Source organism: Alishewanella sp. SMS8 (genome assembly GCF_030737935.1).
In the GTDB taxonomy this organism is placed as follows: Bacteria; Pseudomonadota; Gammaproteobacteria; order Enterobacterales; family Alteromonadaceae; genus Alishewanella; species Alishewanella maricola.
This window is the reverse complement of record NZ_JAPJEA010000001.1, coordinates 716,630-737,797: the sequence shown is the minus strand read 5'-3', so window position 1 is coordinate 737,797 and position 21,168 is coordinate 716,630. Positions and strand designations below refer to the sequence as shown.

The 21,168-nt window shown below is 46.2% G+C and carries 19 protein-coding genes and 1 other RNA gene; 12 read left to right on the top strand and 8 right to left on the bottom strand.

Translation table 11 applies throughout. The features are described from left to right. Window positions 1–17: 17 nt before the first annotated feature. The 9 genes from ORJ01_RS03295 (at window position 18) to tilS (ending at window position 10,606) form a co-directional block, all read left to right on the top strand. Window positions 18–536, top strand: coding sequence for an OmpH family outer membrane protein (locus ORJ01_RS03295; protein WP_226749737.1), 519 nt, complete (start codon window positions 18–20; stop codon window positions 534–536). Between the two features lie 4 nt (window positions 537–540). Next, a complete protein-coding gene (gene lpxD / locus ORJ01_RS03290) occupies window positions 541–1,596 on the top strand; it encodes a UDP-3-O-(3-hydroxymyristoyl)glucosamine N-acyltransferase (RefSeq protein WP_306176956.1) in 1,056 nt (351 codons plus the stop codon). 2 nt (window positions 1,597–1,598) lie between these two features. Then, the gene (gene fabZ / locus ORJ01_RS03285; RefSeq protein ID WP_226749739.1) at window positions 1,599–2,051 is read left to right on the top strand and encodes a 3-hydroxyacyl-ACP dehydratase FabZ; all 453 of its coding nucleotides are present in this window, start codon (window positions 1,599–1,601) and stop codon (window positions 2,049–2,051) included. Window position 2,052: 1 nt separating this feature from the next. Then, window positions 2,053–2,823, top strand: a complete 771-nt coding sequence (gene lpxA, locus ORJ01_RS03280; protein WP_226749740.1) for an acyl-ACP--UDP-N-acetylglucosamine O-acyltransferase — start codon at window positions 2,053–2,055, stop codon at window positions 2,821–2,823. Between the two features lie 167 nt (window positions 2,824–2,990). Further along, entirely contained in the window at window positions 2,991–4,154 is a 1,164-nt protein-coding gene (gene lpxB / locus ORJ01_RS03275) for a lipid-A-disaccharide synthase (protein WP_306176955.1), read from the top strand. Continuing rightward, window positions 4,147–4,776, top strand: coding sequence for a ribonuclease HII (rnhB, locus tag ORJ01_RS03270; protein ID WP_236128634.1), 630 nt, complete (start codon window positions 4,147–4,149; stop codon window positions 4,774–4,776). The genes lpxB and rnhB overlap by 8 nt, the downstream gene beginning before the upstream one ends. Then, window positions 4,773–8,273: a DNA polymerase III subunit alpha gene (dnaE, locus tag ORJ01_RS03265; RefSeq protein ID WP_306177523.1), complete on the top strand. Its 3,501-nt coding sequence runs from the start codon at window positions 4,773–4,775 to the stop codon at window positions 8,271–8,273. The genes rnhB and dnaE overlap by 4 nt, the downstream gene beginning before the upstream one ends. A gap of 17 nt (window positions 8,274–8,290) precedes the next feature. After that, complete coding sequence (gene accA, locus ORJ01_RS03260; protein WP_226749743.1) at window positions 8,291–9,247, top strand: acetyl-CoA carboxylase carboxyl transferase subunit alpha; 957 nt, start codon at window positions 8,291–8,293, stop codon at window positions 9,245–9,247. Window positions 9,248–9,274: 27 nt separating this feature from the next. Next, a complete protein-coding gene (gene tilS / locus ORJ01_RS03255; protein ID WP_306176954.1) occupies window positions 9,275–10,606 on the top strand; it encodes a tRNA lysidine(34) synthetase TilS in 1,332 nt (443 codons plus the stop codon). Here the strand turns inward: tilS and ORJ01_RS03250 are convergent. Both ORJ01_RS03250 and ORJ01_RS03245 read right to left on the bottom strand, forming a co-directional pair. Continuing rightward, on the bottom strand, window positions 10,560–11,501 hold the full coding sequence (locus tag ORJ01_RS03250; protein WP_226749745.1) for a GGDEF domain-containing protein: 942 nt from the start codon (window positions 11,499–11,501) through the stop codon (window positions 10,560–10,562). The genes tilS and ORJ01_RS03250 overlap by 47 nt on opposite strands. A gap of 133 nt (window positions 11,502–11,634) precedes the next feature. Then, window positions 11,635–12,777: a patatin-like phospholipase family protein gene (locus tag ORJ01_RS03245; protein WP_306176953.1), complete on the bottom strand. Its 1,143-nt coding sequence runs from the start codon at window positions 12,775–12,777 to the stop codon at window positions 11,635–11,637. A 137-nt stretch (window positions 12,778–12,914) separates the two neighbouring features. Between ORJ01_RS03245 and ORJ01_RS03240 the strand changes: the two genes are divergently transcribed. Continuing rightward, window positions 12,915–13,784: a DUF3014 domain-containing protein gene (locus ORJ01_RS03240; protein WP_306176952.1), complete on the top strand. Its 870-nt coding sequence runs from the start codon at window positions 12,915–12,917 to the stop codon at window positions 13,782–13,784. Between the two features lie 109 nt (window positions 13,785–13,893). Beyond that, window positions 13,894–13,990, top strand: an RNA gene (gene ffs, locus ORJ01_RS03235) — signal recognition particle sRNA small type. Window positions 13,991–14,965: 975 nt separating this feature from the next. Here ffs and ORJ01_RS03230 read toward each other — a convergent pair. Both ORJ01_RS03230 and ORJ01_RS03225 read right to left on the bottom strand, forming a co-directional pair. Next, window positions 14,966–15,121: a DUF2496 domain-containing protein gene (locus tag ORJ01_RS03230; RefSeq protein ID WP_306176951.1), complete on the bottom strand. Its 156-nt coding sequence runs from the start codon at window positions 15,119–15,121 to the stop codon at window positions 14,966–14,968. Beyond that, window positions 15,121–15,378: a late competence development ComFB family protein gene (locus ORJ01_RS03225; RefSeq protein ID WP_306176950.1), complete on the bottom strand. Its 258-nt coding sequence runs from the start codon at window positions 15,376–15,378 to the stop codon at window positions 15,121–15,123. The genes ORJ01_RS03230 and ORJ01_RS03225 overlap by 1 nt, the downstream gene beginning before the upstream one ends. A 124-nt stretch (window positions 15,379–15,502) precedes the next feature. Here ORJ01_RS03225 and ORJ01_RS03220 point away from each other — a divergent pair, with 124 nt between their 5' ends. Next, entirely contained in the window at window positions 15,503–16,600 is a 1,098-nt protein-coding gene (locus tag ORJ01_RS03220; protein ID WP_306176949.1) for a tryptophan 2,3-dioxygenase family protein, read from the top strand. Here the strand turns inward: ORJ01_RS03220 and ORJ01_RS03215 are convergent. The 4 genes from ORJ01_RS03215 to dinG are packed head-to-tail and all read right to left on the bottom strand — an operon-like array spanning window position 16,571 to window position 20,927. Further along, window positions 16,571–17,509 (bottom strand): histone deacetylase, encoded by a 939-nt coding sequence (locus tag ORJ01_RS03215; RefSeq protein WP_306176948.1) that lies wholly within the window; start codon window positions 17,507–17,509, stop codon window positions 16,571–16,573. The genes ORJ01_RS03220 and ORJ01_RS03215 overlap by 30 nt on opposite strands. Beyond that, entirely contained in the window at window positions 17,506–18,075 is a 570-nt protein-coding gene (priC, locus tag ORJ01_RS03210) for a primosomal replication protein PriC (RefSeq protein ID WP_306176947.1), read from the bottom strand. The genes ORJ01_RS03215 and priC overlap by 4 nt, the downstream gene beginning before the upstream one ends. A gap of 1 nt (window position 18,076) precedes the next feature. Next, window positions 18,077–18,856: a TSUP family transporter gene (locus ORJ01_RS03205; protein WP_306176946.1), complete on the bottom strand. Its 780-nt coding sequence runs from the start codon at window positions 18,854–18,856 to the stop codon at window positions 18,077–18,079. A gap of 16 nt (window positions 18,857–18,872) precedes the next feature. Continuing rightward, window positions 18,873–20,927 (bottom strand): ATP-dependent DNA helicase DinG, encoded by a 2,055-nt coding sequence (gene dinG, locus ORJ01_RS03200; RefSeq protein WP_306176945.1) that lies wholly within the window; start codon window positions 20,925–20,927, stop codon window positions 18,873–18,875. Between the last annotated feature and the right edge of the window lie 241 nt (window positions 20,928–21,168).

Sequence of the window (21,168 nt, the reverse complement as noted above, 5' to 3'; positions counted from 1 at the left end):
ACATGATAGGAAATAAGATGTTTAATTCAAATCTTTTTAAATCTGCAGTATTTGTTGTAGTGGCGATGCTTTATACCGGTAATGCACAAGCTAAAGAAGTTAAAATTGGTTTTGTTGATGTAGCCGCTGTTGCAGCGAGTATTCCGCAAGCCGCGCAAGTTCAAGAGACGATCAAAAACGAGTTCGCCGCTAAAATAGCTGAAGTGAACAAGTTAGAAACCGATATCAATTTCAATATTGAGAAATTGCGTCGTGATGGTCCTACCATGAGCGAAAAACAACAAAAAGATTTAACAGAGACAGTTAACAATCAGCGCCAACAGTATGAAACACTGGCACGCCCTCTAGATGAGCAAATTCGTCAGCGTCAAACAGAAGAGCGTAACCGTATTCTTGGTCTGATTAAAGCCGCGATTGATGTGGTTGCGGCTCGCGAAAATTTTGATGTCGTGTTAAATGCAACGTCAGCAGTTTATGCTAAACCAGAATTTGATATCTCTGAAAAAGTGATTCAACAGGTCGGCAAGGCGAAATAATATTGTGATGCTACTCTCTGTTTTAGCTGAAAAGCTTAATGCAGAACTTAACGGAGACGCCGCTTGCGGCGTTTCTGCTGTTGCCTCTTTAGAAAAAGCTGGCCCTGGCCAATTGAGCTTTTTATCTAACAGCAAGTTCCGTTCATATTTAGCCGATACTCAGGCCAGTGCGGTGCTGATTAAAGCTGCAGATTTACCTTTTGTTGCCCCCGGAGTTAACAGCTTAGTGGTGGCCGATCCTTATGTTGCTTTTGCCAAAGCTGCGCAATTATTTGACACCACACCTGACACAGCTAAACCGGGTATTGCGCCAAGTGCTGTAATTGATGCCAATGCCAAGATTGCCGCTGATGCCCATATAGGTGCCAATGCGGTTATTTCGGCTAACGCAAAAATTGCGGCAGGGGTGCAAATTGGTGCCGGCTGCTTTATCGGCGAAGGCGCTGAAATTGCCGAAAATACCCGCCTGTGGGCTAATGTTACCGTTTATCATGGCGTAAAAATTGGTGCGCGTTGCGTTATCCAAAGTGGCGCGGTTATTGGTGCGGATGGCTTTGGCTTTGCCAACGAACGTGGCCGTTGGCTGAAGATCCCACAAACGGGCAGTGTGCGTATCGGTGATGATTGCGAGATCGGTGCGAATATCTGTATTGATCGTGGTGCTATCGACGATACGGTGATTGGTAATAACGTTATTCTTGATAACCTTTCTCAAATTGCCCATAACGTCGTTATTGGTGATCATACTGCGATTGCCGGTGCAACGACAATTGCCGGCAGCACGACCATTGGTCGTTATTGTATTATCGGTGGCGCAGCTGCCATTAACGGTCATATTTCTATCTGTGATGGTGTACATATTTCAGGAATGGCCATGGTCATGAAATCCATTTCTGAAAAAGGCGTCTATACTTCAGGTTTGCCAGCTACAACGAATGCCGAATGGCGAAAAACAACGGCGAAATTACGGCAAATTGATCAACTGTATCAGCGCGTAAAATTATTGGAAAAACAATTGGCCGCAGCAGACGGTTCTGCTGATAGCGCCTCAGAGGATTAATTTTGGCTAACTCACTTAATAGCCTGGATGTTCAGGAAATCATGGCCTTGTTGCCACATCGCTATCCGTTTTTATTAATTGATAAGGTGTTGGATTACACACCAGGCGTGTCATTGACCGCACTGAAAAATGTCACCATCAATGAGCCTATTTTTACCGGTCATTTCCCCGGCATGCCAATCTTCCCTGGTGTACTGATTTTAGAAGCGATGGCGCAAGCTACCGGGATTTTAGGTTTTAAAACGGCAACAGAACGTTCAGAAAACGAATTGTATTTGTTTGCCGCCATTGACGAAGCCCGTTTTAAAAAACCGGTAGTGCCCGGTGATACCTTAATTTTAGAAGTAAAATTTTTAAAGGAACGTCGCAACATTTGGAAGTTTTATGGCGAAGCAAAAGTCGACGGTCAAGTCGTATGCAGCGCTGAACTTATGTGTGCCAGAAGAGAGATGTAACGTGATTCATCCTACCGCAGTAATTGAAGCCAGCGCTAAGTTGGGACAAAATGTAAAAATAGGGGCCTTTTGCTACGTCGGTCACGATGTGGTGTTAGGCGACGACTGTGTGTTAGAAACGCACGTTGCCATCAAAGGCCCTGCTAACATCGGTAAAGGTAACCATTTTTTCCAATTCGCCAGTATTGGTGAAGCTTGTCAGGATAAAAAGTACAAAGGTGAACCGACAGAGCTGATTATTGGTGATTACAATGTGTTCCGTGAAGGCTGCTCAGTGCACCGTGGTACGGTGCAAGATCAAGGTAAAACCATTATCGGCGATCATAATTTATTTATGAACACCACGCATATCGCGCATGACTGCGTTATTGGTAACAATATCATCTTCGCCAGTGGTGCTCAGGCAGCGGGGCATGTGCATGTTGGTGATTGGGCCATTTTAGGCGGCATGACAGGCGTACATCAATTTGTCAAAATTGGTGCACATAGTTTTTGCGGTGGTGGCTCTATTGTATTAAAAGATGTCCCTCCTTATTTAATGGTGCATGGTGCCCCTTGTGTGCCTGCCGGTATCAATACCGAAGGCTTAAAACGTCGTGGCTTTAGCAGCGAAGCGTTGTTAGAAATTCGCCGCGCTTATAAAGAAGTGTACCGCAAAGGCCTAACCGTGCCACAAGCCTTAGAAGCCTTAGCTGAAAAATCAGCTAGCATGCCTGAAGTGAAATTATTTACGGATTTCATTGCAGACGCCAGCCGTGGTATTGCTCGCTAGCCTGAGCATTCAACCGTGCTGCGCTGTGAATAAAACGCTCTGCCTGCTTGTAAGGGGCAGAGCGTTTTTGTTATTACTGCGTTTTACTGAAGCGGATTAGCGGTTAAGATAGCCGTTATAGCGCATCGCATGACAGATAGACACTTACAGGAAGCATTTGCCCGGATATGGCTGAACACGACTTACCCGTTACCCCCGTTATTAAATTTGCCTTCATTGCTGGCGAGCACTCTGGCGATATCCTTGGCGCGGATCTGATTGTTGCTTTAAAACAGCGTTATCCCCACGCCGAGTTTTTCGGAATAGGCGGTCCACGAATGCAAGCTGAGGGCTTTCAAGCTTTATTTGATATGGAAGAGTTAGCGGTAATGGGCTTGGTCGAAGTGTTAGGCCGTTTACCGCGTTTATTACAAGTAAAGCGGCAAATTGTCAGCGCCATTTTACAAGATAAGCCGGCGGTGTTTATTGGTATTGATGCGCCTGATTTTAATTTGCCAGTAGAATTGGCATTAAAACAACAGGGCGTAAAAACCGTGCATTATGTTAGCCCGTCAGTTTGGGCCTGGCGGCATAAACGTATTTTTAAAATTGCCAGAGCAACCGACATGGTGCTGGCATTACTGCCGTTTGAAAAAGCGTTTTATGATAAGTATCAAGTACCCTGTACTTTTGTCGGGCATACCTTAGCCGACTCGATGCCGTTGCAAGTGGACAAAGCGGCGGCTAAGCAGGCATTAGGTTTAGATCCATCGCGCCCAGTACTGGCGATTATGCCGGGCAGTCGCTCCAACGAAATTAACTTATTAACTGCTGATTTTCTCAAAGCGGCGGCTGAGTTACAGCAGCAACGCCCAGAAATACAATTAATTACTAATATGGTGACTACCGCCAAAGCCACTTTATGGCGACAATTAAAAGCGGAGCACGCTGCCGATTTAGTGGTAACTGAATATATCGGCCAAGCACGCCAAGTCTTACTCGCTGCTGATGCCACCTTTATTGCATCGGGTACCGCCACCTTAGAAGCCTTATTAGCCAAATGTGCCATGGTGGTGGGGTATCGGACTAATTGGCTCACCTTTCAAATCGCCAAGCGTTTGGTTAAGTTGCAATATGTTAGCTTACCTAATTTATTAGCGGGTAAAGGCTTAGTCACCGAGTTACTGCAAGATGATCTTAACGTAGCGGCCCTGGTGAGTGCTATGCAGCCGTTGCTTGCCGAGCCGTCTATTGAACTACAACAAGCGTATTTAGCGATCCATCAACAATTAAAGCAGCAGGCGAGTCAGGTGGCGGCAGCCGCAATCAGTGAGGTAATGGCAGATGTTTGAGTATTCTCGGCCAGAGGTAGAATGGATTGCCGGTGTAGATGAAGTGGGCCGTGGCCCTTTAATTGGTGCGGTTGTTACCGCTGCGGTGATTTTAGATCCCGCTAAACCGATTAAGGGGTTAAACGATTCCAAAAAACTATCAGAGAAAAAACGCCTGCTATTAGCCGAAGAAATTAAAGAAAAGGCTCTGTGTTGGGCGTTAGGCCGAGCCGAGCCGGCAGAAATTGATCAGCTTAATATTTTGCATGCCACCCTGTTAGCTATGCAGCGCGCAGTGGCCGGTTTAGCGATTACACCACAGTGGGCCTTAATTGATGGTAATCGTTGCCCTGCGTTAGCCATGCCCGCGACAGCAGTAGTGAAAGGCGATAGTTTGGTGCCAGAGATCAGCGCTGCCTCCATTTTAGCCAAAGTGGCACGCGACGCTGAAATGCAGCTGCTGCATCAGGCTCATCCGCAATTTGGCTTTGCGGATCACAAAGGTTACCCCACCGCTGCGCATTTAGCCGCAATTCAACGATATGGCATTTTACCTGAGCATCGGCGCAGCTTTAAACCTGTGCGGTTAATCGTGGAGCAACACGCTCAGCAGACAGGCCAGTGCGAGGTTACAGCGCGATGAGCGATCCGGCCTTTATCCATTTACGGGTGCATAGCGACTTTTCGATGATCGATGGCGTCGCGAAGATCAAACCTATTGTTAAAATGGCGGCAGGTTTGCAGATGCCAGCCTTAGCCTTAACCGATCAAATGAATATGTGTGGTTTGGTCCGTTTTTACAGTACGGCGCACGATGCGGGTATTAAGCCGATCATTGGTGTGGATTGCTGGGTACAACATCCGATCTTTCCCGGTGAGTTAAACCGGCTGTTACTGTTATGCGTTGATAACGTGGGTTATCAAAATCTGACAACCCTGATCTCAAAAGCCTATTTACGCGGCCACATCGATGGCAAACCGCAGTTAGATCATGATTGGTTAATTGAACATGCCGCGGGCCTGATCGTGTTATCCGGTGCCAAAGATGGCTTACTCGGCAAAGCCTTGCTAAAAGAGAATCCGGGCAGTGTGCAACAGCTGGTCAGTTTTTATCAGCAGTATTTCCCTGAGCGGTTCTATATTGAATTATGTCGCACTGGCCGAGCAGAGGAAGAGCGATATATTCAAAAGGCCATTGCCTTAGCCGAAGCAGAAGATTTACCCGTGGTCGCTACTAATGAGGTGGTATTTTTAAAAGCCAGCGATTTCCCTGCCCACGAAATTCGGGTGGCGATCCATGATGGTTTCACCTTAGATGACAAGCGTCGTCCGAAGAACTACTCAGAGCAGCAATACTTACGCACCGCAGCTGAGATGCAGCAGCTGTTTGCTGATATTCCTGAAGCCTTGGAAAACAGCGTAGAAATTGCTAAACGCTGTAATGTGACGATTCGTTTAGGCGAATATTTCTTACCGGCGTTTCCCACCGGTGGCATGTCAGACGCCGATTTCTTAGTGATGAAATCGCGCGAAGGCTTAGAGCACCGTTTATTGCAACTGTTTCCAGATGAACAAGTCAGAGCCGCGCAGCGTGTCGGCTATGATGAACGGTTGCAAATTGAACTAGACGTGATTAACCAAATGGGTTTCCCCGGTTACTTTTTGGTGGTCATGGAGTTTATTCAATGGAGCAAGGATAACGATATTCCGGTGGGCCCTGGCCGGGGCTCGGGGGCGGGGTCGTTAGTTGCCTATGCATTGAAAATCACCGATCTTGATCCTCTGGAATTTGACCTGCTGTTCGAGCGTTTCTTAAATCCCGAGCGGGTATCGATGCCTGACTTTGACGTCGACTTCTGTATGGATCGCCGAGATGAGGTGATTGAACACGTTGCCGATATGTACGGCCGTGAAGCGGTGTCACAAATTATTACTTTCGGCACCATGGCGGCGAAAGCGGTGATCCGCGATGTCGGTCGGGTCTTAGGCCATCCTTATGGGTTTGTTGACCGCATCTCGAAACTGATCCCGCCCACGCCCGGCATGACCTTGGAGCAAGCGTTTAAAGAAGAACCGCGCTTACCTGAATTATATGACTCAGATGAAGAAGTTCGCGATCTGATTGACATGGCAAGGCAGTTAGAAGGGGTAACTCGTAACGCCGGAAAGCACGCGGGCGGTGTGGTTATCGCCCCAACAAAAATTACTGATTTTTCACCGCTTTATTGTGATGAACACGGTCAAAACCCAGTCACCCAGTTTGATAAAAACGATGTGGAATATGCCGGTTTAGTGAAGTTCGACTTCTTAGGTTTGCGTACCCTGACTATTTTGCAATGGGCGGTCAATATGGCCAACGCCCGTTTGCAAAAAGAAGGACGTGCGCTGGTCGATATTAATAGTATTCCACTGGATGACCGCTACAGCTTTCAACTGCTAATGCGAGCTGATACCACGGCAGTATTCCAGCTGGAATCGCGTGGGATGAAAGATCTGATCCGACGCCTGCAACCTGACTGTTTCGAAGATATGATTGCCTTAGTGGCATTATTCCGCCCGGGTCCATTGCAATCGGGCATGGTTGATAACTTTATTGACCGTAAACGTGGTCGTGAAGAAATTTCATACCCCGATGCCACTTGGCAGCATGATTCGTTAAAAGTTATTTTGGAACCGACTTACGGCATTATTCTCTACCAAGAGCAGGTCATGCAGATCGCTCAGGTGCTGTCGGGTTACTCATTGGGCGGTGCCGACTTACTTCGCCGTGCCATGGGTAAGAAAAAACCGGAAGAAATGGCGAAACAGCGCGATACCTTCCAAGAAGGTGCCGCCAAAAATGGCATCGATCCAGAATTAGCAATAAAAATCTTCGATTTAGTTGAGAAGTTCGCCGGCTACGGTTTTAACAAGTCGCACTCTGCCGCTTATGCCTTAGTCTCTTATCAAACGTTATGGATGAAGGCGCATTATCCCGCCGAATTTATGGCGGCGGTGATGTCAGCAGATATGGATAACACCGATAAGATTGTGACCTTGGTTGATGAATGTGAGCGAATGAAGCTGACCTTGATCCCACCTGATGTCAATGCGGGCCAACATAAGTTTACCGTGAACGAACAAGGTCACATTGTTTACGGTATTGGCGCCATCAAAGGTGTCGGAGCCGCCCCTATTGAAGCCATTATCGAGGCCCGGCGTGAACACGGTGAATTTAGTGATTTGTTTGACTTCTGTGCTAAGGTTGATCTGAAGCGTTTAAATCGACGCGTGATGGAAAAATTAATTTTAGCCGGTGCTATGGATCAATTAGGGCCGACGCGAGCTAAACAACATCCTGGGCCGCAACGCGCTATTTTAATGGCTAATTTGGAAGAAGCCATGAAAGCCGCCGAGCAACATGCCAAAGCACAAGCGGTTGGCCAAGACGATTTATTTGGTTTACTCGGTGGTGCCGACGATGAACCCGGTACACAAAGCTTAAGAATGGTGCCGCTGTGGTCCGATGAAGTTTGGTTAGAAGGCGAGCGAGAAACGCTGGGGTTATATTTAACCGGCCATCCTATAAATCGCTACCTTGATGAAATTAAGCATTACACCAGTTGCCGCTTAGTCGATTTACAACCAACGAAAAAAGATCAAAGCGTACAAGTCGCAGGTTTAGTTGTTTCTGTGCGAGTTATGATTAACAAAAAAGGTCGGCGCTGGGCTATTGTGACCTTAGATGATAAATCTGCTCGTTTAGATGTACGATTTTTCCCAGAACAGCTGGAAACTTTCGAGCAATTGCTACAAAAAGACCGAATTTTACTGGTTAATGGACAGGTCAGCTTTGATGATTTTAACGGTGGCCTTACAATGTCCGGCCGCGATGTCAGCGAAATTACCGCGATGCGAGAAAAATCGCTGAAATCTCTGAATATCACTGTACAATCGATGCAGATTGATCAGAATTATCTGGAAAAGTTAAAACGGGCGTTAGCCGAGTATCAAGCTGGCACCGTGCCAGTACATCTTTGGTATCAACGCGAGGAAGGGCAGGTTAGACTGCAGTTAGGGACAGCATGGTGGGTTACGCCCACAGACGCTTTGTTGCATCAGTTACGACAAATGGCAACAATAGAATTGGAATTTAATTAATTAGGTAGTGATAGTCGATGATGCTGAATTATTTAGAGTTTGAGCAACCTATTGCTGAACTGGAAGCAAAAATAGACGAATTACGCAATGTCAGTCGCAATGGCGATTATGATCTTGGGTTAGAAGAAGAAATTAACAAATTAAAAGAAAAAAGCCTGACGCTGACCAAAAAGATTTTTGCGGAATTAGGTGCTTGGCAAGTTGCACAATTAGCGCGCCATCCTCGTCGGCCATATACCTTTGATTATCTTCGGCATATGTTTACCGATTTTGATGAACTGTGTGGCGATCGGGCTTTTGCTAATGACAATGCGATTGTCGGCGGAACGGCCCGTCTTGGTGAGCAAGCGGTGATGGTCATTGGCCATCAAAAAGGTCGCGATACTAAAGAGAAAATCCGTCGTAACTTTGGCATGCCAAGACCAGAAGGTTATCGTAAAGCCTTACGCTTAATGGAAATGGCCGAACGTTTTAAATTACCGATCATTACGTTTATTGATACGCCAGGTGCTTACCCGGGTATCGGCGCTGAAGAGCGCGGCCAATCTGAAGCCATTGCCCGTAATTTAAAAGTGATGGCCGGTTTGAAAGTGCCGGTGATCTGTACGGTTGTGGGTGAAGGTGGTTCTGGTGGTGCTTTAGCTATTGGTGTGGGCGACAAAGTGAATATGTTGCAATACAGCACGTATTCGGTTATCTCGCCAGAAGGCTGTGCCTCTATTTTATGGAAAAGCGCTGAAAAAGCGCCATTAGCGGCTGATGCTATGGGTATTACTGCCGGTCGGTTAAAAGAGCTAAAATTAATTGACGAAGTGATTACTGAGCCACTAGGCGGCGCCCATCGCTCGCCAGAGCAAATGGCCAGCACCTTAAAGCAGGCCTTACTGCGTGACTTAGAGAAGTTACAAAAACTCAGTACCGCAGAATTACTAGAAAAACGCTACAAGCGTTTAATGTCTTACGGTTATTGTTAAGCATAGCTAGCTGAGGATAGGTCAGCTTTGCACCGAACAAACTTAAGCCAGTATTTGCTCAAGCAACTGCACCAACACCAGCCCTCGCGGCTGGTGTTGGCTTATAGCGGTGGCTTAGACTCACAAGTTTTGTTGCATTTACTTTGGCCTTTATGTCAACAACACGCCATTCCCTTGCAAGTGGTGCATGTACATCACGGGCTAAGCCCGCAAGCCGATGCCTGGGCCCGTTTCTGCCAGAAACAGTGTCAACAGCTTAACCTGCCTTTTGAGCTTTGCCATGTACACCTGCCGTCTAATACCAATATTGAACAACAAGCACGCCGCGCAAGGTATCAGGTACTAGCTGACTATATTACTGAGCCTCAAACGAGCTTAGTGTGCGCACATCATGCCGATGATCAATTCGAGACACTACTGCTGGCGTTAAAGCGCGGTGCCGGCTTAAACGGTTTAGCCGCCATGCCAAGCCGTCGAAATTTTGCCAAGGGCCAGTTGTGGCGGCCGTTACTGGCCATCAGCCGCCAACAGTTAGTGGATTATGCCACTAGCCATGCGTTGTCTTGGGTAGAAGATGAGAGTAATCAGAACACCGAGTTTGAGCGCAATTTTGTGCGACATACGGTGAGCCCGGTTTTAAAACAGCGCTGGCCGCAGTGGCTCAGTACGGTAGGGCGCAGTGTGCAACATCTGCAAGATGCCGCCAGTTTAGCGGAATATTATACCGAGCAAGCGTTAGCGCGTTGTGCCACGCCAGATAAGCTCGATCTTATTGCACTGAGTCAGCAGCATCCGTTACAGCAAGACTTGGTGTTACGCAGTTGGTTATATGCTGCCGGCTTTAATCCAGATACACAGTGGCTTTTAACGTTAAAACAGCAAGTTATCGCGGCGCAAGCCGATGCTCAGCCGCAATTAGTGGCTGGGCGCTTGTTGGTTCGCCGTTATCAACAGCACCTTTATTTACTGAATAACGATTCTCAACGGAAATTCTTACCGAGTTGCGTATTAACTTGGCAACAAGCCTGTCAGTTACCCGAAGATCGGGGGCAGTTACTCTGGCATAAAACCAAGGTAGCGGGAGCATTAGCATTAGCTGAAGCGTCACAGCAGTATCAAGTGGTATTTGGTATGTTAAATTTGCCGTTTAAACCGGCAGGAAAGCAGACTAAGCCGTTAAAGCAGTGGTTTAAGCAATGGCAATTGCCCCCTTGGCAGCGAGGGCAAATACCGTTGCTGCTGCATGAGGGCAAATTAGTGTTAGTCGCCGGTTATGCCAGTAGCTACAGCGATGAACAAGCTAAAGCGTGGCTTAGCTGGCAGCCAGCAAAGAATGAGCTGCCTTTTCTAGCAACTTAATACGGCCGCCATTATATTGACTGACTCGACCTTTGCCTGATAATTTAGCCTGGTATAAGGCTTCATCTGCGGCATGAAATAAATCGCGCGGTTGATGTTCAGCCGATAACCGCGCCATACCAATACTGCAACCGACGTTATGGCTCGCTAAAAAAGCATTTGTATAAATGCTTTGCAGTAAACGATCAGCCACCACATCCGCATGCTCTGCATCACTATCAGAGAGCAATACCGCAAATTCGTCCCCACCAAAGCGGAACAAGCTGTCAGTGGCTCTTAGCGATTCCCGCATACAATCTGCTACCGCGATCAACACCTCATCACCCACATAGTGGCCAGAGTTATCATTAACTTGTTTAAAGTTATCTAAATCTAATAACAATAACGTCAAAGGCAGTTGATGGCGCTTAGCCAGTTGCACGGATTTGACAAAACTATCGTCAAAAAAGCGACGGTTGCCTAACGTGGTTAATGGATCTTTCAAAGCCATTTGTTGCAAGCGACTGACCAATAGTGCATTGCGCAATGCAAACAGCCACTCTGATTCTAATAACAGCAGTTGCCTTTGCACTAAAGGCGTAAACGCATGCGCCGAATCATAACTAATCTCAGCTAATACTTGGTTTTCTAGCACCAATTTTGATTGGTGATGATAAGCCCCTTTTTTTGAACCACGGGCTTGCAAGTTGCTGGAGTGGGTATTTAAAGTCATTCCGCAAAGAGGCAAAACACGACCTGCGCTCATGGAAAAAATATCCAATTGCTGCTGCAAGTCTAAGGTGGTTTGTAATTGACTGACTAAACTGCTTTCACTGCAGTCTGGAGTTTCTTGCCAAATACTGCCGATGGATAAGTCACCAAACGCGTTAGTTAAGTTGCTTGATTCTTGCCACATATGCTCACCTTACCAGAATTTATTGTTGCACTGATAAGGATAAAGCAAATGTTAGGCCAGTTTTTTAAATTATTGTTTTTGTTGGTTTAAGTTTGGTTGCATTTAAGGTTGGCGGTTTTTTGACGGCATTATTTTATGGTGCGGCAAGAAATTGCATGATGCTATCCATCTGCTGCATACCATCTTCAAAGCCTAATTCAATTAAACGGCGCGTGTATTTTTGTTCGAATAATAGATAACTGACTAAGCTTGAATCAGAGTGTTGCCGAATACCCGTAATGCGCAATAAGGTGCGAATGGCGATCGGCAAACACAAAAAGTATTCACTGGCTAATTGATTAAAATTTTGGCTTGGATTAATCATGTAGCTTTGCACGGGCTTGAGTTCCGTTTCAATATTGTGCTGCTGTAACAGCTCAACGGTTTTATTGATGCGCTGCATTCGCTCCAAATCGGAGTTAAGCGTGTCGGTAAATACCGTATCAAGTAAATGACCTGCCACCGTGGCTAAATCTGGGTGGTGTAAGCTGCGCTCTCGAAAAGCACCACGGCGCGGATCGTCGACACCAATAATCAAAATTTTGTCAGCACCCAAATGGATCGGCGAGCTAAGGGGAGCCAATTGATTAACAGAGCCATCACCAAAGTAGCGTTGATGGATACGCACCGAAGGAAACAGCAGTGGTATCGCCGCAGAAGCCATTAAATGATGTACATCTAACAGGGTCCGTTGGCCACAACGTTTGGCTCGGCGCCATTCTTCTGCCGTATCAGATTGAAAAAAGCTAATCGAATCGCCGGTATTATAACAAGAGGCGGTAACCGAGAAGCTAGACAGATAACCGCGCATAATATTTAGGTCAATGCGCTGCAAGTCGAGAATTTTGTTCAATAACTGTTTAAGCGGTTTGTTATCCAGTAAGCTGACCGGTTTTTTATTGGCATAGTCTGCTTGAAAGGCACTGTAAACATTACGAATTTGATGGCGAATTAGCCGAGGATAATCAGAGTAATACACCTGCGCGGTATGAAAGTTTCGCCACACCGATTCAATTTTTTTCACCCCTAAATGAAAACAAGAGGCATAGCAGGCAAGGCCTGCACCATTGATGGCGCCAGCAGAAGTGCCACTGATAATCTTAAATGGTAGTGGGCTACTGCGTGGATATTGACTGGCAATCGCTTTAAGCACACCAACTTGATAGGCCGCTCGTGCGCCACCACCGGTTAACATTAATGCGGTTTTGCTAGATGTTACTGTGGGGTCTGTTTGCATAATAAGGTGTTAAACATCCTGTACTGAACTTTTTAAACAACCTGTACTCTTCAATTAGTATATTGCTGATAATTGAGATTAATGCAATGCTAGACACCCTTAAGGGTTATTTATTTCAAAAGCACAGGTAAATCACTATGTCACAACAAGCTTCAGGTGGTGGACAGTCCGTATATTATGCCGGTTTAGCCGGCGTAGTTTTAATCATTATCGCTGCATTATGGTTTTTATTCAAAGGCCCGGCCGAACCGACCGAAACCGTCATGCTGCCACCGGTATTATTACCGCAACCCGAACAAGTGGCCGCAGTAGAGCAAGCTGAGCAAATGCAACCTGAACCTGTTAACGAACCTGCCGTTATGCCAGAGCCGATAGCAACCATTGAAACACCCATGGCCGAAGTGAAACCCGAGCTTCCGCCGTTACCACCTTTGAATACCTCTGATAAAGTGATTAGTGAAGATTTGTTAGCGCTGAACTGGAAAGCGGGTATGGCATCGCTATTTAATCGTGAAGATATGGTGCGGCATTTTGTGGTCACGGTTGATAATTTAGCGCAAGGCCGATTAGTCGCAGGCCATGCCGTGTTATCTGCACCGGCTGACGCTTTTTTAGTTGAGCAAGTGGCGCCGGATCGTTTTCGGATGGCTGCAGCGAATGCCGCCCGCTATGAGCCTTATATTCAGCTATTAGAAAGCGTACCAGCAAGACAGTTATTGGCTTTGAAAGCGCGCTATCAACCCTTGCTTGACGAGGCTTTCGCCGAACTCGGCTATCCTGACATGAGTTTTGAACAGCGTTTACGTCAAACGATTAATCTATTGCTGGCTACGCCAGAGTTGTCGAGTCAGCCCGAATTAATCCGCCCTTCGGTCATGTATGTTTACGCTGATCCGCAGTTAGAGGCGTTACCTGAAGCGCAGAAACAATTATTACGCTTATCACCGGCGCAACAACGTCGTTTAAAAGGGGTGCTGCAGACCTATCAGCAAGCTTTAGGTAATTAAACTGTTGTTTTTATCAGCGTTAGGGTTGCAGCTTGCTGCTTAGCACTTGCAACCCCGAACGGTTTTGCGGATAATGCGCGTTGCCGTTAAGGCAATACCATGGTAACTCCATTGGTCCTCTCGCAATACTAGTAGGCGAACCTGGTCAGGTCCGGAAGGAAGCAGCCACAGTTTATGATGTATGTGCCGGGATGTGGCTGGTGGAGTTGCCACCCAAACCCCTCGTTGTTCACTCTATTTTATTCAAAACACTGAAATAAGCTGCTGTTTCGCCGTTAACTCGCCCAAGACGAAAACGTTAAACGCTGCGTAAAGCTTCGGCTGGAGCACGCGGTAAATACCTCCCTGTACGCTCCTCTTTTTCATCCCTGAAAAAGACGTCTCTAGCCAAAGTTTACTTCGCTATTAACTCATCCAACTTAAATCCGATCCTTCAGGTTCAGAGACTAAACATTTGGGTCTAGATATCTGACCCCGAAGCTTGACCTAAAAATTCATAGCCGTTTTTGCTGTTAATCCCATTACGTTGCAAGCCGGGCAATCTAGCGCGGCCAAGGTTTTAAGACGAGGGGTGTTTGAGCAAGGCACGGTAGTGCCGAACGAGTTATCTCATCGCATTGTCCGTGTTAGGTTGAGCCGGGCTTTCGCCGCAAGGTAGGGTCGCATTTTCTTTGGATACTTTCTTTTGGCGACGCAAAAGAACGTATCTCACCGCAGGTGAAATGCTGACCAGCAGATTAGGCTAAGTTGCTGAAATGATGACCAAACGATTTGGGGTAAAAGAGGTCATTTACAGCTAAGCAAATACCGCTTTGGTTTTAATTCCCCTTAGAGCGAGCCGACTGAACATCGTTGACCAAGGTTTTAAGAAAACGGGTGTTTGAGTGCGGCGACGGTAGCGCCGCGCGAGTTACGTTTTCGCCTTGGACGGCGCATGGGCAGGCGGGCTTTCGAGCGGAAGTGGGGTCGCATTTTCTTTGGATACTTTCTTTTGGCGACACAAAAGAAAGTATCTCGCCAACGGCGACAATGTAATTTTTATCAGTAGATTAGTGTTTAAGAATCAGCGGAATTAGCATCATAATTTCTTTGAATACTTTCTTTTGGCAAGACAAAGAAAGTACTCAAAGTCAGGGAGAATAAGTTAATTCATTGGCTTAGTGATGATGACCACAGAGCGCTTATTGCGAAGCTGCGGCCAGTTTGTTCTCAGTATCTTTGACGACTAATTTTAAGGCGGCCAGCAAGGTTGCTGCAGGCAAATTTTGTTGTTCTAGCAACAAAATTAAATCGACGGCCAGTTTGACATGGTCGGGTGCCTGCTCAAGAGATGACATTACTGGTTATCCAAAAAGTTGCGGGCGCGGCTAATAGCTTCTTTTACTTTCATTTGCATTTCAAAGCGTTCACTTTGTGGCATGTAAAATGACATATCCACTTCATAGCGAATGTATCGTGGCGGTAATAAATTTAAAGAGATACAGCATAAATCAGCTAAATACTCGCTGTCTTTTTCTTGGTCTAATCCCAGCTCAACAATATGATCTAACAATAGTTTTTCATAAAAATTATGAATATCGTTATCCAATGTCATGGCGTTTCTCCTCGTTAATGTACTTTAAGCATAATCAGCTTTGATCGAAAAGACTACTGAAAGATTGAGTTAGTTGCGCGCCTTGTTACAATGCGCTGAACAGCGATAAGTGGTTATTAAGCGTATGCAAAAAAATACAACAGCATGTTACTACGGCGATTACTTGCAACTCGACAAGCTTTTAACCGCCCAAGCCCCGGAAAGTAAGCGCTATGGCGCTGAAGCCCATGATGAAACCTTATTCATTATAGTACATCAGGTATATGAACTGTGGTTTAAACAAATTTTGCATGAGCTAGGTGCTGTTATGGCGGTGTTCGCTGAAGCTGAAGTCAAAGATGAACAATTGACCGGTATGGTGCATAAATTAAAGCGCATTATCAGTATTCAACAACTGCTTAATCAGCAAATTGCAGTCATCGAAACGATGACACCGCAAGACTTTATGGCGTTTCGCGATTACTTAGTGCCGGCCTCCGGTTTTCAGAGCATTCAATTTAAAATGCTCGAAATTGGTTTGGGTTTAAAAAGCGAATTTCGCATCGATTTTGATAAAAACTCATTTTATAGCCGGTTAAATGCCGCCGATCGTGAGTTTTTACAAAACTTAGAGCAGGCGCCAAGTTTGTTTGAACGCATTGAAAAGTGGTTAGAGCGCATGCCGTTCTTACAATTTGAAGACTTTAGTTTTTGGCAAATGTACCAACAAGCAACCGAGCAGATGTTGCAAAATGATCAGAGTATCGTTTCGCAAATTGAGCAGATATCGAATACCGAGCGTGATCTTCAGTTGCAAGAAATTGCCCGTACGCGTGAAAAATTTTCGGCTTTACTTGATCCGGATAAATATCAGCAATTACAACAGCAAGGTAGTTTTCGGTTAAGTCAAAAAGCCATGCTGTCGGCCTTGTTTATCAACTTATATCAAGAAGAACCGCTGTTTAATTTACCGTTTCAGTTATTAACCTGTTTAACAGAGATTGATGAGCAACTGACGATCTGGCGTTACAAGCATGCCATGATGGTACAACGGATGTTGGGCAGTAAAATTGGCACCGGTGGCTCGTCAGGGCATGATTATTTAAAGCGCACTACTGAGAAGAATCGTATCTTCACCGATTTATTCACTATGGCAACTTTTTTACTGCCAAAGTCAGCTTTACCGGCCTTACCCACGGCGATCAAACGGCAGTTAGGTTTTTATTTCGCGCCCCAAGTTTGAGCCAAAGACGTTGAACGCCGCTTTAAATAACTGCAGATGCACCGCAGTGAGTGCGGCGAGATCGCGTTGATAGCCTCCGCCAATGACTGCCGCGACTGGGATCTGTTTGGCGCGGCAGCTTTCGAAAACTAACTGATCGCGCTGAGCGATAGTGGCCGTGCTGATCGATAATAAACCTAAATCATCGTTTTTATGCACATCCACGCCTGCGTCGTACAAAACCAGTTCAGGGCGATACCACGTTAATAAACTGTCTAAGCTTTGCTGCACGGTTTCTAAATACTCGTGTTCGCTACAGTTCGTTGCTACGCCAATATCCCAATCAGAGTGTTGTTTGCGTGCTGGAAAGTTTTTCTCACAATGAATGGAAGCAGTGATAATCTCTGGCTCGTTGGCTAACAGCAGCGCGGTACCATCGCCTTGATGCACATCCAGATCAAAAATTAAGATCGGGCCCACACCCCGTTGTTTCAATGTTTTCGCGGTGAAAGCCAAATCATTAAACAGGCAAAAGCCACTGCCAAAATCATGAAAAGCGTGATGATAACCACCGCTTAGATGCACAGCTAAGCCTTGTGCTAACGCTAATTCTGCGGTGTGTAAAGTGCCACCTATCGATTGCAATGAGCGTGCAATGAGTTGTTCAGACCACGGAAAACCAATACGGCGCATGGCTTTGGCATCAAGCGTGCCGCTGCATAAGGCTTCAACATAGTGACTAGCATGGATACAACTGAGATCGGCCGGTAGGGCAGCTTGCGCTTCGGTAAAATGTGCAGCAGGTACACCGATAGCGAGCAATGCTTGTTGCAAAGCGCGATACTTACCAATCGGGTAGCGATGGCGCTCGGGTAAAGCCAACTCGCTGTAACAAGGATGATAAATCAGCGGGGGTAACGCTTGGCTCATCGGTTTTTTCCTGCCTCCAGTTTTTGAATGGCTAACTCAACTTCATAAATCGCTTTTCGACATCGACCCAAGCGACCATGTAGGGTCAAAGTGCGGTTGGTTGCTTCTGCATCACTTTCCCGCTCGGCTTGTCTTACCATATCTAATAAGCGGCTTTCATATTGCTGGTATTCACTTAGCTGTTGATACAACTGCTGACCTGTCACCGCAAGTTGTTGCACCGCAGCTTTAGTACGAGGGGCCGCGACATGCTGATGTTGTTGGCGCACTTGATTGAGCCGGAATGCCTGGGTTAACGCCGAAATTTGTTCATTTAAGCGTTCAGTAATCCGTTGTTTAGCTGTGGTAGATAAGTTATCAGCCTGTTGTTGCAGTCGGTTTAGATTACGCACGCTATCCTGCACATAATCTGCCAGATCTGGTGAATGACAACTAAACAAGGCAGAATCGAACCAGTGCACCGGCTTACCGGGTTTTCTTTGCCGATCAAGTTGTTGCGCCCAGCTTAATAATTGCTGCAATTGAGCTTGTAAATGACGCAGTTGCTCCGAGGTTAAGCTGTTCATCTTAAGCACTCCAAGCCTGCCACGCTAAACGTGCCGCAATGGCAATAACCACACTGATAAATACGGGCCGGATAAATTTACTACCGAAACGAATGGCTGAGTGCGCACCTAACCATGCGCCGCACATCAAGCAAAAACCCATGGCTAAACCGAGGGTAAAATGTACATGGCCCAGCACAATAAAAGCGGCCAATGAAAACCCATTACTGACAAAATTCATGGTTCTGGCGACACCACTGGTGAGTAGTAAGTTAATTTTATACATTGCCATGGTCGATACCATCCAGAAAGCGCCAGTACCCGGGCCGGCTACGCCATCATAAAAGCCCAAAGTGAGCCCTTGCAGACGTTGTTGCCAAAACAATTTTTTACTCTGTGTCGGTAATGTCATCCGATCATCGGGCTGCATGCGATTAAATAGGGTATAGATCGCAGCAAAAAGAATGAGTATGGGTAACAGTTTTTCTAGCAATACGGTACTTAATTGATCGACGACCAAGGTACCGATTAATGCACCCAGGGCGGTAAAAATCAGGCTGGTGCGCCAATAACGCGGGTTAAATAGACGCTTTCGATAATAAGTTAGCGAAGCGGTAAAAGAACCAAAGGTCGCGGCCAGTTTATTGGTACCTAACACCACATGCGGTGGCAAGCCCGCGGTAAGCAAAGCCGGTACCGTTAATAAACCACCACCGCCGGCGATAGCATCAATATAACCGGCAATAAAGGCCACACTGCAGAGTAATAGCAGCAGTTCTGTCGTAAGAACCAGCTCGGGCATAACGGTTGAGATCCTGTCAGTATTCTATATTTCGTCGAAATGGCGGCAGTGCATCAAGCATGGCTTTACCATAAGTTTTACTTACCAGTCGGCGATCTAAAATAACGATACGCCCTTCATCTTGCTCTTGGCGCAGCAGTCTACCACAAGACTGCACCAGTTTTTTCGCCGCAGCCGGAATACTTAATTGTAAAAAAGCATTACCGCCACGGGCGGTGATGGCTTCACTCAAGGCCTCTTCCAGCGGTGAAGTGGGCACGGCAAAGGGAAGTTTAGTGATCACTAAATTGGTAAGCAGTTTACCAGGTAAATCTAACCCTTCCGAAAAGCTTTGTGTGCCAAATAATATACTGGCGTTATCGCCATTAACCCGATCAGCATGTAATTGCAGCAAAGCTTGTCGCGAAGCCTCGCCTTGTACCAGTAGCGTAAAGCCTTGTTTGCGAAGCTCCGTGGCCACTTCTTGCATTTGCCAATAAGACGCAAATAACACCAACGATCCGGCAGGGGTATTGAGATAATGCGGTAATAGGCGCACCAATTCAGCGGTAAAAGCGCTGTCAGTAGGTTCACAGCGTGTTTTGGGTAGCAGTATTTCAGCTTGTTGTTGATAAGCAAAAGGTGAATCGACTTGTAAACATTGCAAGCCAGTATGGGCATTTAACCCTAATTCCTTTTTGGCATAATCGAACGAGTTTAAGGCGGTCAGTGTGGCAGAGCAAAGGATCACTGCAAAGGCTTGGCTAAATAATAGCTGTTCTAATTGTAAGCCGGCAGCCAAGGGGCTGGCGTGCATAAATAAAAGATCAGTATCAGCACGCCGCTGTAACCAACGCGCTTGCCAAGCAGGTTCTTTTTGCGCTTGTTGTAATAATTGCCACAGGGCTTGCTGTTGCTCAAAGCGTTGGCGCGCATAAGCCAGCTCTTGTAATAACGTGTACCACAGCTTAGGGATCTTACTGTTTTCTGAAAGCTTTTGCTGTAGCTCGGTTAACAACTTATCGCACAGGTTAGTGGCTTTTTGCGCTGCTTGTGCCAAAACCTCAGCTTGTTGCTGCCACAATTTGGGTAAAGCCGCGTGTTTAAAACGATATTCGGTTTGCTGTTTACTGTTAAACCAACTGGGTAGAAATTCTTGCACACTGCGCTGAATCGGTTTAAGCGCGACGTTAAAATCACTCACCGCATCGTCTAAGCGCATGCAATCGCGCAATGCGGTATCGGGTAAAACGGCTTGGAGTTGTGTAAGCGTTTTACGTAATTTCTCTAACCAAGGGCCATTTTCCGTTAATTGCGCGCTGGCGCTCAGTAGCTCTCTGCCACAGCTTGCAAGATGATGGGCTTCATCAATCACATAAAGAGTTTCTGCCGGCTCAGGCAATACCGCGCCACCGTTTAGTAAGTCAGATAATAACAAGCTGTGATTGACCACTAGCACTTGTGCATTGCTGATTTCAGCACGGGCTAAGTGAAAAGGGCAGTGTAAATGTCGGCGTTGTGTTTTACTGCAGTAGTGTGCATCGGCTTGTAAGCTATACCAGAGCTCGTCAGTTACAGGCTCGGGTAACGTATCGCGGTCGCCCAGCCAGTTACGTTGTTGCCAAGCGTCTAATAAACGCTGTAATAACGCTTGTTGATGGGCATCAGGTGCATCCTGACTAAACAGCGTGGGTTGTTGTATTTGTTGTTGTAAACGTTCAATACAGGCATACCGCTGGCGCCCTTTCACCAAGCTGTAATCAAACTCTAAGCCGCTATGTTGCCGAAAAAAAGGCAAGTCTTTATTCACTAGCTGCTCTTGCAGTGCCACCGTTGCCGTCGCAATCACCACTATTTTTTTTTGGCTTAAGGCATAAGGTAGGGTGCCAAGCAAATAGGCTAAAGATTTGCCGGTACCGGTACCCGCCTCAATTAAACCGATGCGATCGTGTCTATCGTACTTGCCTGCAACGATATTCGCTATTTCCGCGATCAATTTATTCTGCGTGGGCCGAGGCTGGTAGTTAGGCAATTGTTGTTTTAATTGTTGGTGTATTTGCCTAATCTGTTGTTTTGTACCGTTATTTAGCATCTTAAAATCTTCTTGGTTTTTACATTTGCTCGTCAAAAGTTACTTTTGCATCAGTATGTATCTGATTTGTATAGTAAAGGTATTTAATGCTTTTCGCGGTTAAAAAATACAAATGTTGAACAACTTTGTTTGGTTGACATGATTGACCAGCCCGATTGTTATGTTTATTATCAAGACGTGGAATAATAATTCCAACGATTTCTTGAACTTTTTCAAAAGTCAGGATAAAGCTTATACACAG

Bases quoted from the DNA above. Each gene is read 5' to 3' on its own strand.
- ORJ01_RS03295 (WP_226749737.1), top strand. From the start codon at position 18: ATGTTTAATTCAAATCTTTTTAAATCTGCAGTATTTGTTGTAGTGGCG.
- lpxB (WP_306176955.1), top strand. From the start codon at position 2,991: ATGGCTGAACACGACTTACCCGTTACCCCCGTTATTAAATTTGCCTTC.
- rnhB (WP_236128634.1), top strand. From the start codon at position 4,147: ATGTTTGAGTATTCTCGGCCAGAGGTAGAATGGATTGCCGGTGTAGAT.
- dnaE (WP_306177523.1), top strand. From the start codon at position 4,773: ATGAGCGATCCGGCCTTTATCCATTTACGGGTGCATAGCGACTTTTCG.
- accA (WP_226749743.1), top strand. From the start codon at position 8,291: ATGATGCTGAATTATTTAGAGTTTGAGCAACCTATTGCTGAACTGGAA.
- ORJ01_RS03250 (WP_226749745.1), bottom strand. From the start codon at position 11,501: ATGTGGCAAGAATCAAGCAACTTAACTAACGCGTTTGGTGACTTATCC.
- ORJ01_RS03245 (WP_306176953.1), bottom strand. From the start codon at position 12,777: ATGCAAACAGACCCCACAGTAACATCTAGCAAAACCGCATTAATGTTA.
- ORJ01_RS03240 (WP_306176952.1), top strand. From the start codon at position 12,915: ATGTCACAACAAGCTTCAGGTGGTGGACAGTCCGTATATTATGCCGGT.
- ORJ01_RS03230 (WP_306176951.1), bottom strand. From the start codon at position 15,121: ATGTCATCTCTTGAGCAGGCACCCGACCATGTCAAACTGGCCGTCGAT.
- ORJ01_RS03225 (WP_306176950.1), bottom strand. From the start codon at position 15,378: ATGACATTGGATAACGATATTCATAATTTTTATGAAAAACTATTGTTA.
- ORJ01_RS03220 (WP_306176949.1), top strand. From the start codon at position 15,503: ATGCAAAAAAATACAACAGCATGTTACTACGGCGATTACTTGCAACTC.
- ORJ01_RS03215 (WP_306176948.1), bottom strand. From the start codon at position 17,509: ATGAGCCAAGCGTTACCCCCGCTGATTTATCATCCTTGTTACAGCGAG.
- priC (WP_306176947.1), bottom strand. From the start codon at position 18,075: ATGAACAGCTTAACCTCGGAGCAACTGCGTCATTTACAAGCTCAATTG.
- ORJ01_RS03205 (WP_306176946.1), bottom strand. From the start codon at position 18,856: ATGCCCGAGCTGGTTCTTACGACAGAACTGCTGCTATTACTCTGCAGT.
- dinG (WP_306176945.1), bottom strand. From the start codon at position 20,927: ATGCTAAATAACGGTACAAAACAACAGATTAGGCAAATACACCAACAA.